We start from the raw sequence: 14,997 nt of genomic DNA, 5'->3' as shown, positions 1-14,997 counted from the left end.
CCAATGCAGGGCAAACCTGCCCTTTTCGGGCGGGCCCGACTGCTAGCATCGACCACCCTCTTACCGGGTGTCACCGAGCCAACTCATGAGCTACCCCCATTTGCTTGAACCGCTGGACCTGGGCTTCACGACCCTGAAGAACCGGGTGCTGATGGGCAGCATGCATACCGGGCTTGAGGATGGGCGCAAGCATTTCGAGCGCATGGCGGCGTTTTTTGCCGAGCGGGCGCGCGGCGAGGTCGGGCTGATCGTCACCGGCGGCTATGCGCCCAATATCGAGGGCTGGGCCAAGCCCTTTGCCGGCACGCTGGCGACCGGCGGCGCGGCCAAGCGTCATCAAACCATCACCCGGGCCGTGCATGCCGAAGGCGGCAAGATCGCTTTGCAGATCCTGCACACCGGCCGCTACGGCTACCAGCCGTTTTGCGTGGCGCCCTCGCGAATCAAGTCGCCGATCACGCCCTTCACACCGCGCGAGTTGAGTGCACGCGGCATCGAGCGCCAGATCCGCGCCTTTGTCCGCTGCGCCGTGCTGGCGCGCGAGGCCGGCTATGACGGCGTCGAGGTGATGGGCTCGGAAGGCTACTTCATCAATCAGTTTTTGGTCACTCACACCAATCAACGTTCCGACGCTTGGGGCGGCAGTTATGCGAATCGGATGCGGCTGCCGCTGGAAATCCTCACGCGCATGCGCGAGGCGGTCGGGCCAGACTTCATCATCATCTACCGGCTCTCGATGCTGGATCTGATCCCCAAGGGCAGCAGCTGGGAAGAGGTGCTGGAGCTGGCGCGAGGCGTCGTCAAGGCCGGCGCCACCATCATCAACAGCGGCATCGGCTGGCATGAGGCCCGCGTGCCGACCATTGCGACCTCGGTGCCGCGCGCCGGCTTTGCCTGGGTGACCAAAAAGCTGCGCGATCAGCTGCGTTTGGAGGGCATCAACATCCCGCTGATCACCAGCAACCGCATCAACACGCCGGAGGTGGCCGAAGGCGTGTTGGCCGACGGTTCGGCCGATATGGTCAGCATGGCGCGGCCGTTTCTGGCCGACCCCGAGTTTGTCAAGAAAGCGCGCGAGAACCGCGCCGATGAGATCAACACCTGCATCGCCTGCAACCAGGCCTGCCTGGATCATGCCTTCGAGCAGAAGATTGCCAGCTGCCTGGTCAACCCCAGAGCGGCTTTTGAGCAGGAGATTCGCGTCATCCCGCTCGCCAAGAGCCAACAGGCGCGCAAGAAGATCGCCGTTGTTGGCGCCGGCCCGGCCGGCCTGGCGGCGGCGACTACGCTGGCCGAACGTGGCCATGAGGTGCATCTGTTTGATGGTGCCGCTGAAATAGGCGGGCAGTTCAATATGGCGCGGCAGATCCCCGGCAAGGAGGAGTTCGCTGAGACGCTGCGTTACTTCCGCCGCCGCATCGAGATCACTGGCGTGCACTTGCATCTGCAACAGCGTGTGGCCGCCGATACCTTGCTGGGCTTTGACGAGGTCTTGTTGGCGACCGGCGTGACGCCGCGTGATCCGCGCATCAAAGGGCAGGCCGAAGGCGAAGCGCGGGGTCAGGTCTTGACTTACATCGACGTGCTGCGTCACAAAAAGCCGGTCGGCCCACGTGTGGCCATCGTCGGCGCCGGCGGCATCGGCTTTGATGTGGCTGAATATCTGGCCGAGCAGGGCGCTGAAGCGGGCCACTCCGTGACCTTGGATCCCGCCGCTTGGCGGCGTGAATGGGGCGTCGGTGACCCCAGCTTTGCGCGCGCCGGCGTGGTGACGCCCGAGCCCGCCAGCCCGGCCCGCATCATCTCCTTGCTGCAGCGCAAGCAAGGCAAGGTCGGCGCGGGGCTGGGCAAGACCACCGGCTGGATACACCGCGCGGCGCTGAAGAGCAAGCAGGTCGAGATGCTGGCCGGTGTCAACTACGAAGAAATCACCGACGAAGGCCTGTGGATCAGCTATGACAAGGGTCATGTTGATAAGCAGCTGATAGCCTGCGACAGCATCATCTTGTGCGCCGGCCAGGAGCCCTTGCGCGAGCTGGAAGCGCCGCTGCGTGCGGCAGGCGCACGCGTGCATTTGCTGGGCGGTGCCTTCGAGGCCGGCGAATTGGACGCCAAGCGTGCAATATTGCAGGGAACCCAGCTTGGCTGCCTGCTGTAAACCCTAGCCGGGCTCAAGCTGGCCCCGACACTACCGAAACGACGAGAACGAGGGGACACCCTGCGCTGCGAGGCCAGCCGGGTGAACTTGGAAATCTACAAATGCAAGGCGCTGCAGGGAGGCTCAAAAAGCTGCACCTGAAATGCCTGAGCAAAAAATGTTTTGGTAGCCGATGAGTCAACTTTTTCAACGCTTGATGGGGGTTTTGCTCGCCTGCGCTGCCTGCGCTGCGAGCGCAGGCGACGCCGTGATCAGCGGAGCCGGTCCCGACTTGCGCGACCCGGTTTTCTGGCTGATCGCCTTCAGCCTGCTAGGTGCTGTGGCCATGGGCCTGGTGCTGGCGCTGGTGCATTCGCAGCGCTTGCGCTTGCGCCAGCGGCGTAGCGAGTTGGCGCGGGTGCGGCGCGAGCGTAGCAAGCTCAGCGCGCTGCTCAATGCCATCCCCGACCCGGTTTACTTCAAGGATGCGAATGGTGCGTATGAGGGCTGCAATCCGGCCTTCGAGCGCTGCACAGGCCTGTTGGAAGCGCAGCTGGTCGGCCGCCGTGATGATCAAGTTGATCAACGCCCGGCCTGGAGCGACGCTTTGGCCGGGGCCGGCGGGGCCACCCAACGCACGCTGGCCTGGGTGACCCAGCCGGACGGCGAACGCGCTTGCCTGGATGTGGCGCAGGCCCTGGTGTTCGACGAGGGGCTGTGCCTGGGGCAGATCGGCGTCGCTCGCGACGTGACCGCCCTGCGCGAGGTGACGACCAAGCTGCACCGGGCGGTGACCGTGTTCGAGCATTGCGGCGAAGGCATCATGATGATGGATGCCGATCTGCTGATTCGCGACGTCAACCCGGCCTTGAGCGCGATCACCGGCTACAGCTGCGATGAGTTGCTGGGCACCATGCCGAATTACCTGCAACTCGGCGAGCAGGGCGCGGAGCTGCTGAAGGAGCTGTGGGCCGATGTCGGCTCCAAGGGCAAGTGGAGCGGTGAGTTGGTCGATCGCCACAAGGACGGCAGCTGTGTGCCGCTGTGGGTGACCATCGTCTGCGTGCCGGCGCACGAGCAGGGCGGCGAGCCGCATTTCTTGGCGGTGCTGACCGACATCTCGCGCATCAAGCAGACCGAGGCCGAGCTGCTGCACCAAAAGCTGCATGACCGGCTGACCGGTCTGCCCAACCTCGCCTTGCTGCGGGACCGGATCGAGCGCCAGGTCGGCTTGGCCGAGCGCGACCAGACCCGTGTGGCGGTGCTCTATGTGGATCTGGACGGTTTCCGTGAGGTCAACGACATTGCCGGCCACACCGCCGGCGATGCGGTGTTGAAAGAAGCGGCGGCGCGTTTCGTCAATGTGGTGCGGGCCAGCGACTCGGTGGCGCGGGTCGGTGCGGATGAGTTTGTTGTCGTGCTGTCCGGCCTGGTCGATGAAGAAACAGCGATGCGGCTCGGCGAGCGTTTGATCGATGCGATGCGCGAGCCTATTTTTGACGGCCAAACCGACATCAGCAAGCGCTTCAATCTGGGTGCCAGCATTGGTTTGGCGCTGTATCCGACCGACGGCGTGACGGTGGATGATTTGCTGCGCAACTCCGAGGCGGCGATGGTGCGTGCCAAGGCCCATGCCCGCAACAGCGTGCAAGCCTATCGGCCGGAGCTGACGCAGGCAGTCAAGCAGCGCTTTGAGCTGACCCATGCCTTGCGCCACGCCAATGAAGCGGCGCAATTCCGGCTGGAGTATCAGCCGCAGGTGAGGCTCTCGGACGGCGCGCTGATCGGCGCCGAGGCACTGCTGCGCTGGCGCCACCCGACGCGGGGGCCGATCTCGCCGCTGGAGTTCATCCCGCTGGCCGAAGAGACGGGGCTGATCATCCCGATTGGCCGCTGGGTGCTGGAGACCGCTTGCGCCCAGGCCGCGCGCTGGCAAGGTGTGGCGGGCAAGCCGCAACAAGTGGCCGTCAATGTGTCGGCGCGCCAGCTGCGTCAGGCCGATTTCATCCAGACCGTGGATTTTGTTTTGGCCGAGACCGGCTGCCCCGCCCATGCGCTGGAACTCGAAGTTACCGAGAGCCTGCTGCTGGAAGATGCTGAGGGCGCGATCGAGTTGCTCGGCGCCTTGAAGTCGCGCGGCGTGCGGGTGGCGATCGATGACTTCGGCACCGGCTATTCCTCGCTGTCCTATCTGCGCCGCATGCCGGTCAACACGCTCAAAATCGACCGCAGCTTTGTGTCGGAGTTGGGTCAGGACGCCAACGTCGCGGCGATCGCCCGCACCGTGATCGTGCTGGCACGCAGTCTGCAGCTGGACGTATTGGCCGAGGGTGTGGAGACGGCCGAGCAGGCCGCCTGGCTGCAGCGCGAAGGGTGCGACTGGGCGCAGGGTTGGCATTACGGCCGGCCGATGCCGGCGGAGGACTTCGTCGTTGTTCAGCAGGTCTTGCCGGTGGGTCCGAAGCTGGCGGTGGTGAAAAGGCTGCAACTGGCTTGATTTCATGGCCTTGTCATACGGCTCTGGCAGGCTGGCGAAATGACTAGTAAAACACCCCAGCAAGAAGTCTCGGCCGCCGAAGAGCATGCCGAGTTCATGCAGCGCATGCAGGCGGATCTGATCGACAGCTACGACGAAGAGCTGGAGATGGAGATCGACGACCGCGCCTTTGACGAGACCGGCCGTGGCGTCTTCAGCGCCGAGCAGCGGACCCAGCGCCGCGCCTACTTCAAAGAGCTGTTCCGCCTGCAGGGCGAACTGGTCAAGCTGCAGGACTGGGTGGTGGCAACCAAGCACAAGGCGGTGATCATTTTTGAAGGTCGCGACGCAGCCGGCAAGGGCGGGGTCATCAAGCGCATCACCCAGCGCCTGAACCCGCGCGTTTGCCGGGTGGCGGCGTTGCCGGCGCCGAACGACCGCGAGCGCACGCAGTGGTACTTTCAGCGCTATATCTCGCATTTGCCGGCCGGCGGCGAGATCGTTTTGTTTGATCGCAGCTGGTACAACCGCGCCGGGGTCGAGCGGGTGATGGGTTTTTGCTCGGACGACGAGTACGAAGAGTTCTTCCGCTCGGTGCCCGAGTTCGAAAAGATGCTGGTGCGCGCCGGCATCCAAGTCATCAAATACTGGTTCTCGATCACCGACGAGGAGCAGCACACGCGCTTCTTGGGCCGAATCCATGACCCGCTCAAGCAGTGGAAGCTCAGCCCTATGGATCTGGAGTCGCGCCGCCGCTGGGAGGACTACACCAAGGTCAAAGAGACCATGATGGAGCGCACCCATATCGAGGAAGCGCCTTGGTGGGTGGTTCAGGCGGTCGACAAGAAGAAGGCGCGCCTGAACTGCATGGCGCATTTGCTCGCGCAGATGCCGTATCACGAGGTCGAGCATGCGCCGGTGACCTTGCCGCCGCGCGAGCGCCATGAGGACTATGCGCGCCAGCCGGTACCGCCGGAAATGGTGGTTCCCGAGATTTATTGAACGGATTGCCGCAAGCGCTTGTCATCTGCTGCCGCTAGCATGGCGGGATGTCCTTTCTCAGCGTACCTTCCGTTTCCAGCTCCCCGTTTTGGGCTTTGCTGACTCGCCTTGGCGAAATTCAAATTCTGCTGCCCTTGGCGCTGCTGTGCGCCTTGTGGCTGTGGCGCCAGTCCGTTCTGAGCCAAACGCCCGAACAGGCGCGCCTGGCCCGCCGCTGGATGGGCTGCTTGGGCGTGGCCATAGGGCTGACCGCCGCCAGCAAGCTAGCCTTTTTCGGCTGGGGTTGGGGTGTTGCGGCCTGGGATTTCACCGGCATTTCCGGTCATTCGATGGCTTCCGCCGCGGTGCTGCCGCTCTTGGCCTGGTGTGCCTTGTTGGGGCGTTCCCAGCGACTGCGCCGGCTCGGCCTGGCCTCGGGCTTTGCGCTGGCGGCTTTGATTGCCTACTCCAGACTCAAGGTGGGCGCCCACTCACCTTCCGAGGCCGTGGCCGGTTTTATGGTCGGGGGTCTGGCCAGTTTGCTCAGCCTGCAGCTGCTGCCGCAAGCGCAGCCCGTCAATGCGCGGCCGCTCTGGCTGCCGGTCGGCCTGCTGAGCGCCTTGCTCTTGTTGCCGGTCGGCGCACCCAAATCGCGCAGCCATGATTGGGTGATTCAGCTCTCGCTGCAGCTGTCTGGGCGTACTCAGCCCTTTGTGCGTGGCGATCTGCACCGGCTCAGACCTGCACCACTCAATGCAAGGACAGCGCGCTATCCAGCACCCGCACCCAAAGTTGCAACAGAATCGGGTCCGATTCCTCGGTAACCCGCAAGCCTTGGTTGAGCTCAAAACTGGAATCAAAGTAGCCGCAGCCGCCGCTCGATGGTTCGGGGCTCACAAACTCCAGGCTGGCGGCCTGATTTGCGTTTGAAGGGTCGCCTGTAAAGCGGGCAGAAGCGCGGGCTGAGGCGAAGCTAGTGGTAGCGAGACTTGGGGCGGCCTGGACTTGCATTTTTGGACTCCGTATCCTTGGACTGAGGTGCGGGAAGGAACTGGCTATTCAGTGCAGCAATATTCGGCGCTGGCCGGCGACATTCCTATCCGCCTGAGGGCGGATTCGGTACCCCCCAAAGAGGTAAGCGTTTACCCTAGGTTTTGCGTCGACCGGGGGGGGGGCTCAGAACGGCAGCGCCGTTGTGTTCTTGACTTCTTCCATCACCGCATAGGTGCGCGTCTCGCGCACGCCCGGCAGCGTCCAGATCACGCTGCCTATGAACTCCCGGTAGGCGCCCATATCGGAGACCCGCGTCTTCAGCAGGTAGTCAAAGCCGCCGGCCACCAGATGGCACTCCAGTATTTCGGGCCGAGCTTGTACGGCGGCCTTGAAGTTATCCATCACGTCTTGTACCGTGCGATCCAGCAAGATCTCGATGAAGACCAGCATCGCGGCGCCGAGCTTTTCCGGGTTCAGCCGGGCCTCGTAGCCAAGGATGTAGTTGTCGCGGGTCAGGCGTTTGACGCGCTCCAGCACGGCGGTGGGCGACAGGTGCACGGCCTCGGCCAATTTGAGGTTGGAGATGCGGCCATCGCTTTGCAAAACGCGAAGAATGCGGGCGTCGATCTTGTCGAGTGGGGTTTCCGGGGTCATGCGGTATTTTCAACTACAGATGGGTGAATCATCTGAATTTAATTCAGCTGATTCATTCATATAGTTCGGCCCTTCACTAGAAATAACCGATTGAGGCTTTCGCCATGTCCACATTTGCTCTGCCCCCTGAAGCCGCCCGCCTGCCCGACCCTTACCGTGAGGAGATCGCGGTCGTTCACGCCTTGGCGCAATCCATCGGCGCGGGGCTGGACTGGAGCAGCGTCCTGACGCTGGCCGGCCCCTGGGTGCAGCAGGTGCGCGCCAACCCGGCACCGTTCTGGGCCATGGAGTCGCTGCTGCGGGAGTACCCGATCAGCAGCTCCGAGGGCCTGGCCCTGATGCGCCTGGCCGAAGCGCTGCTGCGCGTGCCCGACGCACCGACCGCGATCGCGCTGACCGCCGACCAGCTCGGCCGGGGTCAGTTCGACGGCAGCTCGGAGGGCCCGCACAAGATGTTCGCGGCGCTGTCGGCCTCGGCGATCTCGCTGTCCAAGAAGTTCCTGCCCGATGCCGAAGGCTCGGGTGGCTTGATGACAAGGCTGGGCGCGCAGACCGTCGTCAGCGCGACGGTGCGGGCGATTCAGCTGCTGGGTCGCCAGTTCGTGCTGGGCCGCAACATCAAGGAGGCGATGACTGAGGCCGCCGGTGCCCGCAAGGTCCAGCCGCAGCTGAGTTTTTCGTATGACATGCTGGGCGAAGGTGCGCGTACCGAGGCCGATGCACGCCGCTACCACGCGGCCTATGTGGGCGCCATCAAGGCGATCGCCAGCGGCGCACGGGCCGATGCACCGGAGCAGGCCGACGGCATTTCGATCAAGCTCAGCGCCCTGTTCTCGCGCTATGAAGTGCTGCAGCGCGAGCGTGTGTTTGCCGAGTTGCTGCCGCGCGTGTGGGAGCTGATCACGCTGGCCGCTCAGGCCAATATCAACCTGACGATAGACGCCGAGGAGGTCGAGCGCCTGGAGTTGTCGCTGGACGTGCTGGACACGCTGGCCGCTCGCATCGCCAGCACCTATCCGCAATGGCGCGGCTTCGGTCTGGCCGTGCAGGCCTACCAAACGCGCGCACTCAGCGTCATCCACGAAGTCGCCGCGATTGCCAAAAAGCATGGCCTGCGCTTCATGGTGCGCTTGGTCAAGGGCGCTTATTGGGACGGCGAGATCAAGCGCGCCCAGGAGCAGGGCTTGGCGGCCTACCCGGTCTTCACCCACAAGCAGCACACCGATGTGTCCTATCTGGCCTGCGCGCAGGCGCTGATCGGCCACGCCGATGTGATCTATCCGCAATTCGCCAGCCACAACGCCGGCACCATCGCCGCGATTGTGCTGATGGCCCGCAAGGCCAATGCCAAGTTTGAGATGCAGCGTCTGCACGGCATGGGCGAGGGCGTCTACCGCGAGGTGCTGCGCGATGGCAGCATCCCTTGCCGCGTCTACGCGCCGGTCGGCGAGCACCGCGATCTCCTGGCCTACTTGGTGCGCCGCTTGCTGGAGAACGGCGCTAACTCGTCTTTTGTGCACCAGCTCGCCGACGTCAATGTGCAGGTGCCCGAGTTGCTCGGCTCGCCTTTGGAGCAGGTGCAAATCAGTGGCGCCTTGCCGCTGCCGGGCGCGCTCTACCTCGACCGTTTGGGTCATGGCCGCATTAACTCGACCGGCGCCGACTTGACCGATATGGCGCAGCGCCAGCCCTTGCTGCGCGCCTTGGAACAGTGCCAGGTCTTGCCCGTGACCGAGGCCAGCCCCGCCTATCTGGCCTCGACCATGGCCGGCCTGCAAGCCGGCTTTGCGGGCTGGAACGCGACTCCGGTGCAAGAGCGTGCCGCCGTGATGCGGCGTGCCGCTGCGGCGCTGGACGCGCGCTTGGCCGAGTTCTGTGCTTTGCTGGTCAAAGAGGCTTTCAAGACCCAAGGCGACTGCGTGGCCGAGGTGCGCGAGGCAGTGGACTTCTTGCGTTATTACGCCGACCAGGCCGAGAGCGACGGCCCGGCGATGCAAGGGCGCGGCGTGTTTGTCTGCATCAGCCCCTGGAACTTCCCGCTGGCGATTTTTGCCGGTCAGGTGGTGGCGGCGCTGGTGGCCGGTAACACGGTGGCGGCCAAGCCGGCCGAGCAGACGCCGTTTGTGGCGCTGAAGTTTGTCGAGTTGCTCTACGCTGCCGGCGTGCCGCATGACGCGCTGCAGTTGTTGCACGGCGCGGGCGACACGGTCGGCGCCGGCCTGGTGGCCGCTGAGCAAACCGCCGGCGTGTGCTTCACCGGTTCGACGCAGGTGGCGCAAATCATCAACCGCACCTTGGCCGCCAAGGAAGGTCAGGTCGTGCCTTTGATCGCCGAAACCGGTGGTCTGAACGCCATGCTGGTTGATTCAACGGCCTTGCCCGAGCAGGTGATCGACGCGGTCGTGCAATCGGCCTTCCGCTCCGCCGGCCAGCGCTGCTCGGCGCTGCGCCTGCTGTGCGTGCATGAGAGCATTGCCGACGGCGTGATCGAAATGCTCAGCGGTGCGCTACAGGAGTTGTGGGTTGGCCGGCCGGCCGATCTGGCCACCGATGTGGGGCCGGTCATCGATGACGAGGCCTTCGAGAACGTTGCCAAGAACATCGAGCGCCTCAAGCGCGAAGCCAAGCTGATCGCCGAGGCGCCGGTGCACGACGCGATGCCGCGCTTGATCCGCCCTGTGGCCTTCGAGTTGAGCAGCGTCAGCGCTTTGCGTCAGGAAATTTTTGGCCCGGTCCTGCATGTGGTGCGTTGGGGCGGCGAGCCGGATGCGGTGATCGAGCAAATCAATGCGCTGGGCTATGGCCTGACGCTTGGAATCCAAACCCGCATCGACAGCCGGGCGCTGCGCCTGGCCGACAAGGCTCGCATCGGTAACGTCTATGTCAACCGCAACATCATCGGTGCGGTGGTCGGCGTGCAGCCGTTTGGCGGCGAAGGGATGTCGGGCACCGGGCCTAAGGCGGGCGGGCCGAACTATCTGTATCGCTTCTGCGCGGTGCCGGCGGTGAGCGAAGCTGCACCGAACGGGCCGGCCCCTTCGGCTCATGGGGCGCAAAGCGCCGCCGTGCCGGCCGTGCAGGTGGCGTCGGCCATGGCGGCCTTGGCCGCCGGCCATGAGGTCTGGAGTGAGCGGTCTTTGAGCGAGCGCGCCGCCTTGCTGGAACGTGCTTTTGAGGGTCAGGCCGATGCCGCTTTGGTGAGCAGCCGGCTGGCGCAGGCCAGGCTGGCATTGGCCGACAAGGCGCTGCCCGGCCCGACCGGTGAGAGCAATGAGCTGCGCCAACATGGCCGGGGTGTGCTGGCGCTGCAGGCCAGTGTCGCCTCGCCACAAGCTTTGGCTCTGGGTGTCGCAGCGGCCTTGGTGGCAGGCAATAGCGTGGCCTTGCTGGTGGACGGCGCCTGCGTGGCGCGGGCCGAAGCCTTGCAAACGAGCTTGCGTGCGGCCGGGCTGCCGACCGAGGCCTTGCTCTTGTTGCCTGGTGCCGTGCAGAGCTTGAGCGCCTTGCTCGGTGACGATCGCTTGGCCGGCATCTGCTTGCTTGGCAATAACGCCTTGGCCGAGCGCGCTTTGCTGCGGCAGATGGCCGCATTGGACGGCGCGATTCGGCCGCTGATCAGCGCGCAAGAGCTGTTTGATGCGCGTCAGCAATATCGCTTCAGTGCCGAGCAGACGCTGACCATCAATACGGCGGCCGCCGGTGGCAATGCGGCCCTGCTGGCCGGTGTGCACTGAGATCGAAAGTTTCGCACGGGACAAAAGGGCGCTCTGCGCCCTTTTTCTTTGTATGAAATTGTCAGCTCGCAATCACAAGACCCTGCTGCGGCGTTAAATTCCGGTTTTGTTTGGGCGGCTTGGGCCACAGCCCAAAAGGGGAGTTGATGCCGAATCCAGATCAAGATTTGCAGGCGCCCTGTGCCGCTGGGGCATTCCCGCTGACGGGAGCCTGGCTTGATGCCTTGATCCAGCATGCGCCGGTCGGCATTGCCGTGATTGACCTGAGCGGCAAGTATTTGAGTGTCAACCCTGCCTACTGTGAGCTCTACGGCTATCGCGCGGCCGAGATGCTGGGCAATAGCTTCCTGATGGTGTTTGCGCCCGAGCAGCGTGAACCGGTGCTGCAGCGTCACCAGCGCTTCCTGAGCAAGGGCAGCGAACTCAAGGGTGAGTGGGATGTGGTGAATCGCGACGGGAAGCTGCTGCGCGTGTTGTCGGAGTCGGTGGCGGTGCGAGGTGCCGATGGGCAGATGAGCCGTTTGGTCTATGTGCTGGATATCACCGCACGCAGCCGAGCGGAACATGCCAAGGAGGAATCGCGCCGGCAAGTGCTGTCCGTGATGGACGCACTCACCGCGCATATCTGCGTGCTGGATGAGCAGGGCGTGATCATCAAGGTGAATCGGGCTTGGCGCGAGTTTGCCGCTGCCAATGGCGGATCCGCCGAACTTTGCGGCGAAGGCAAGAACTACCTTGATTTTTGCAGGCAGCCACTGGCGTTTGCTGATGCTGGTGCGCTTGAGTTCGCTGACAAGCTCACAGAGGTTTTGGCGGGGCGCTTGCAGAGCTTTCAGGTGGAATACCCCTGCCACTCAGTGCAAGGGCCGCGTTGGTTCTTGGCGCGGGTGTCGCGCACGCAAGATGTCGAGCCGCCACGCATCGTCGTTGCGCATGACAGCGTGACCGAACTCAAGCTGGTGCAAGAAGCGCTGCGCCGCCAAGAGGCCGAACTGCGAGATTTGGCCGCTTCAGTCCCCGGTGCCTTGTTTCGCCTCTTGGTGCGGCCCTCGGGGAAAATTGAGTTTGTCTATTTCAGCCCCGGTGTGCGGGACTTGTTTGGCCTCAGTCCCGAAAAAGCCTGTGGCGATGGCCGCGCCCTGTTGCGCTGCATGGCGCGAGAGTATCGCGAGGCCTGTGAGGCCTCCTTGCGCCGGGCTGTTGCAAGCGGCCAAGCCTGGGAACAGGAGGTGGAGGTATGGGTGCCCGAAGCCGGGGCTGGCCCCAAGTGCTTGCAGATCAAGGCCACGCCCAAGTTAACGGGGCCGGGTGAATGCGTGCTGACCGGCGTCTTGACCGATGTTTCGGCCCGCAAGCAGGCTGAAACTGCGCTCAAGGCCAGCACCGAATCCTTTCGGATCTTTTTTGAAACCATGCCGCAAGGCGTTGTGTACCATGCAGCCTCGGGGCAAATCACTGCTGCAAATCCGGCTGCCTGTGCCTTGCTGCGGCTCAGTCTTGACCAGATGCTGGGCAAGACTCCTTTTGACCCCGGGTGGCGGGCGATCCGCGAGGACGGCAGCGACTTCCCCGCCGAGCAACATCCCGCCATGGAAGCATTGCGTACCGGCCAGCCGGTGCGCCAGGTCGTGATGGGCTTGTGCTTGCCGGAGGGCAGCCTGATCTGGCTGCAGGTGAACGCCACGCCCTTGTTCAAGCAAGGTTTGTTGACCGAGGCCTACACCAGCTTTGAGGACATCACCGAGCTGATTCGCACCCGCCAAGAACTGCACCGCCAGGCCAGCACCGACCACCTGACCGGCGCCGCCAATCGGCGTCATTTCATGGAGCGTCTGCAGGCCGAGTACGGACGCATCCAGCGGCGCCCGGAGCTATGCAGTTGCGTCGTGACCTTGGATCTTGATCACTTCAAAAAAATCAATGACGGCTTCGGCCATGCTGCGGGCGACGCCGTCTTGCGCCATGTGACGCTGTTGATGCGGCTGGGCACGCGCCCGCTGGATGTGGTGGGTCGCCTGGGCGGCGAAGAGTTCGCGCTCTTGCTGCCCGACACCAGCTGTGAAGACGCGCAAGTTTTGGCCGAGCGACTGCGCCTGCGCATCGAGCAAAACCCGGTGCAATATCGGCAGACCATCATCCCGGTGACCGTCAGCATAGGCATCAGCGCAATATTGAGCAGCGACGCGAATGCAGAGTTGGCCCTCAGTCGCTCCGATCAAGCCATGTATGCCATCAAAGAGCATGGGCGCAACGGGGTCAGCATCGCCTGAGAGGCTGAGGACTTTTTTACTGCGCGGCCGCCATGCGTCCTTGGCCCGGTGCTCGAAATCCTCACGTACAGGGAGTACGTTGCGGTTTCTGCGCGCGGGCCGCCTACCTGGCGGCCGCTCGCTACAAAACGAAGTTTCAGCGCAGCTAAAAGTTCTCAGCCTCTGAGTCCGCCCGGGGCTGTTGCACAATCAAAGCCAGTGTCAGCCCCAGGAGATAGAGATGCCCCATTTGAATCAAGCAACGCGCCGCCTAACGATCAGTCGCCTGGGCCTGCTGGGGGCAGTCGTTGCGGCCCTGTTGGCGCCAGCCGGCAGTTATGCGATCGAGATACTGAACCAGCAAGGTGCCAAGGAAATCGCCGAGAACGCCAAGCTGCCGGGTTCGGTGTCGACCGGCTGGCGAGTCTTTCAGCAGCGCTGCGCCAGCTGCCACGGCCCGGCCGCCCAGGGCACGGTCAAAGCGCCCGATCTGCTGCCGCGGGTGCGCGAGATGGGTGCCGAGCGCTTCTCCAATCTGGTGCTCAAACGCTATGACTGGAGCGCTACGCCGGCCGCCGCCAGCAGCCCGCAGACGGGTGCTCAGGCCGTCATGCCCGCATGGCAGAGCAACCCGATGGTGAATGCGCATATCGTCGACCTGTACGCTTACCTGAGCGCAAGGTCCGAGGGCACGCAAGGCCCGGGCCAGCCGGCTCAATAGACCGGCGCTTGAGCGTCAGTTTTCGGGCAGGCTGAGGCTCTTGACCGTGTCTGAGTAGGGCAAGGTCAACAAACCATGTTTGGCCAAGGCCGATTTCAATTCGGCTTCGCAGGACTCGCGAGGGATTGCCTGGGCGCAGGCATGTTCAATCGACTCAAAGAAATTGAGCTGCTTCGGCGCTTGGTGGCGTAGCAGCAAGGTGGTGGATCCGCCGCCCGAGTGTCCGACGGTGACCAGGGAGACCTGCATCACGATCAGGGAAAAGGCAGCAAGGGCGGCCACCAGCGACAAAGTTGTCTTCTTCATGCAAGTCTCGGAAATATGAACGGTCCGGTAATGTAAGCGCTGAGGCGATCAAGTCTGGCAAGCAAACATCTGCCGCTGGAACTTTGGACATGTAAAGTCTGCTTTACATGTCTGCGTATTTTCAGTAAAGTGGAAAGCACGCTTTACATGAAAGGTGCGTGCGAGATGAATTCGAAGCAATATTTGAAGGAACTTGGTCTGGCCTTGTTGGCCTATGCGGCGCTGTTGATCGCATCGATCGCGTGGCTCAACGGCGATCCCAACTTGGGCTCGCCCTGGCGCGACCTGATTGCGCTCAGCCCGATGTTGGGTGGAGGTTTGGCGGTGTGGGCCATCCTGCGCCAGCTGCGCCGGCTTGATGAATTGCAGCAGCGTGTGCAGTTCGAGGCCCTGGCCTTGGCTTTTGCGGGGACGGCCTTCATCAGTTTCAGCTATGGCTTTCTCGAAGGCCTGGGCTACCCGCGCCTGAGCATGTTTGTGATCTGGCCGCTGATGGCCGTGCTGTGGATGCTGGGCCTGCTGCTGGCGGCGAGGCGCTACAAATGAAGAACCTCTTGCGCGAACTGCGCGCCCAGCGCGGCTGGTCGCAGACGGAGCTGGGCGAGCGGCTGAAGGTATCACGGCAAACCATCAATGCCATCGAAAACGAACGCTATGACCCCAGCCTGCCCTTGGCTTTCGAAATTGCGCGGGTGTTTGAGATGCCGATCGAGGCGATTTTCTCGGCGGCTTGACTTGGCCCTAGA

10 protein-coding genes and 1 pseudogene are annotated in these 14,997 nt (G+C 63.6%); 9 read left to right on the top strand and 2 right to left on the bottom strand.

Annotation, left to right across the window (positions count from 1 at the left end; translation table 11 throughout):
• The first annotated feature begins 85 nt into the window (after positions 1 to 85).
• The 4 genes from PRZ03_RS13440 (at position 86) to PRZ03_RS13425 (ending at position 6,418) form a co-directional block, all read left to right on the top strand.
• A complete protein-coding gene (locus PRZ03_RS13440) occupies positions 86 to 2,158 on the top strand; it encodes an NADPH-dependent 2,4-dienoyl-CoA reductase (protein WP_273600761.1) in 2,073 nt (690 codons plus the stop codon).
• A gap of 172 nt (positions 2,159 to 2,330) precedes the next feature.
• Positions 2,331 to 4,634: a putative bifunctional diguanylate cyclase/phosphodiesterase gene (locus PRZ03_RS13435; protein WP_273600760.1), complete on the top strand. Its 2,304-nt coding sequence runs from the start codon at positions 2,331 to 2,333 to the stop codon at positions 4,632 to 4,634.
• 96 nt (positions 4,635 to 4,730) lie between these two features.
• Positions 4,731 to 5,615, top strand: a complete 885-nt coding sequence (ppk2, locus tag PRZ03_RS13430; RefSeq protein ID WP_409993961.1) for a polyphosphate kinase 2 — start codon at positions 4,731 to 4,733, stop codon at positions 5,613 to 5,615.
• A 47-nt stretch (positions 5,616 to 5,662) separates the two neighbouring features.
• Positions 5,663 to 6,418 (top strand): phosphatase PAP2 family protein, encoded by a 756-nt coding sequence (locus PRZ03_RS13425; protein WP_273600759.1) that lies wholly within the window; start codon positions 5,663 to 5,665, stop codon positions 6,416 to 6,418.
• Between the two features lie 352 nt (positions 6,419 to 6,770).
• On the opposite strand, the gene PRZ03_RS13420 is transcribed toward PRZ03_RS13425, so the two are convergent.
• Positions 6,771 to 7,241: an Lrp/AsnC ligand binding domain-containing protein gene (locus PRZ03_RS13420; RefSeq protein WP_263532518.1), complete on the bottom strand. Its 471-nt coding sequence runs from the start codon at positions 7,239 to 7,241 to the stop codon at positions 6,771 to 6,773.
• A gap of 104 nt (positions 7,242 to 7,345) precedes the next feature.
• Here PRZ03_RS13420 and PRZ03_RS13415 point away from each other — a divergent pair.
• The 3 genes and pseudogenes from PRZ03_RS13415 to PRZ03_RS13405 all read left to right on the top strand — a co-directional run.
• A pseudogene (locus tag PRZ03_RS13415) lies at positions 7,346 to 10,300 on the top strand (L-glutamate gamma-semialdehyde dehydrogenase); the annotation flags it as partial.
• An 821-nt stretch (positions 10,301 to 11,121) separates the two neighbouring features.
• Entirely contained in the window at positions 11,122 to 13,245 is a 2,124-nt protein-coding gene (locus PRZ03_RS13410; RefSeq protein WP_273600757.1) for a PAS domain S-box protein, read from the top strand.
• A gap of 220 nt (positions 13,246 to 13,465) precedes the next feature.
• On the top strand, positions 13,466 to 13,945 hold the full coding sequence (locus PRZ03_RS13405; RefSeq protein ID WP_273600756.1) for a c-type cytochrome: 480 nt from the start codon (positions 13,466 to 13,468) through the stop codon (positions 13,943 to 13,945).
• A 15-nt stretch (positions 13,946 to 13,960) separates the two neighbouring features.
• On the opposite strand, the gene PRZ03_RS13400 is transcribed toward PRZ03_RS13405, so the two are convergent.
• A complete protein-coding gene (locus tag PRZ03_RS13400) occupies positions 13,961 to 14,251 on the bottom strand; it encodes a hypothetical protein (RefSeq protein WP_263532514.1) in 291 nt (96 codons plus the stop codon).
• Positions 14,252 to 14,416: 165 nt separating this feature from the next.
• Between PRZ03_RS13400 and PRZ03_RS13395 the strand changes: the two genes are divergently transcribed.
• Entirely contained in the window at positions 14,417 to 14,797 is a 381-nt protein-coding gene (locus tag PRZ03_RS13395; RefSeq protein WP_263532513.1) for a hypothetical protein, read from the top strand.
• A complete protein-coding gene (locus PRZ03_RS13390) occupies positions 14,794 to 14,985 on the top strand; it encodes a helix-turn-helix transcriptional regulator (protein WP_263532512.1) in 192 nt (63 codons plus the stop codon). Before PRZ03_RS13395 ends, PRZ03_RS13390 begins: the two co-directional genes overlap by 4 nt.
• Positions 14,986 to 14,997: the final 12 nt, after the last annotated feature.

Origin of the sequence: Roseateles albus (assembly GCF_028595345.1) — a bacterium.
Classification (GTDB): domain Bacteria; phylum Pseudomonadota; class Gammaproteobacteria; order Burkholderiales; family Burkholderiaceae_C; genus Paucibacter_A; species Paucibacter_A albus.
This window is presented reverse-complemented; position numbering and strand designations above follow the sequence as displayed.

What these genes read in the sequence shown, in the direction of transcription:
- ppk2 (WP_409993961.1), top strand. Translation starts at nt 4,731, where the DNA reads ATGCAGCGCATGCAGGCGGATCTGATCGACAGCTACGACGAAGAGCTG.
- PRZ03_RS13390 (WP_263532512.1), top strand. Translation starts at nt 14,794, where the DNA reads ATGAAGAACCTCTTGCGCGAACTGCGCGCCCAGCGCGGCTGGTCGCAG.
- PRZ03_RS13405 (WP_273600756.1), top strand. Translation starts at nt 13,466, where the DNA reads ATGCCCCATTTGAATCAAGCAACGCGCCGCCTAACGATCAGTCGCCTG.
- PRZ03_RS13395 (WP_263532513.1), top strand. Translation starts at nt 14,417, where the DNA reads ATGAATTCGAAGCAATATTTGAAGGAACTTGGTCTGGCCTTGTTGGCC.
- PRZ03_RS13440 (WP_273600761.1), top strand. Translation starts at nt 86, where the DNA reads ATGAGCTACCCCCATTTGCTTGAACCGCTGGACCTGGGCTTCACGACC.
- PRZ03_RS13410 (WP_273600757.1), top strand. Translation starts at nt 11,122, where the DNA reads ATGCCGAATCCAGATCAAGATTTGCAGGCGCCCTGTGCCGCTGGGGCA.
- PRZ03_RS13400 (WP_263532514.1), bottom strand. Translation starts at nt 14,251, where the DNA reads ATGAAGAAGACAACTTTGTCGCTGGTGGCCGCCCTTGCTGCCTTTTCC.
- PRZ03_RS13420 (WP_263532518.1), bottom strand. Translation starts at nt 7,241, where the DNA reads ATGACCCCGGAAACCCCACTCGACAAGATCGACGCCCGCATTCTTCGC.
- PRZ03_RS13425 (WP_273600759.1), top strand. Translation starts at nt 5,663, where the DNA reads ATGTCCTTTCTCAGCGTACCTTCCGTTTCCAGCTCCCCGTTTTGGGCT.
- PRZ03_RS13435 (WP_273600760.1), top strand. Translation starts at nt 2,331, where the DNA reads ATGAGTCAACTTTTTCAACGCTTGATGGGGGTTTTGCTCGCCTGCGCT.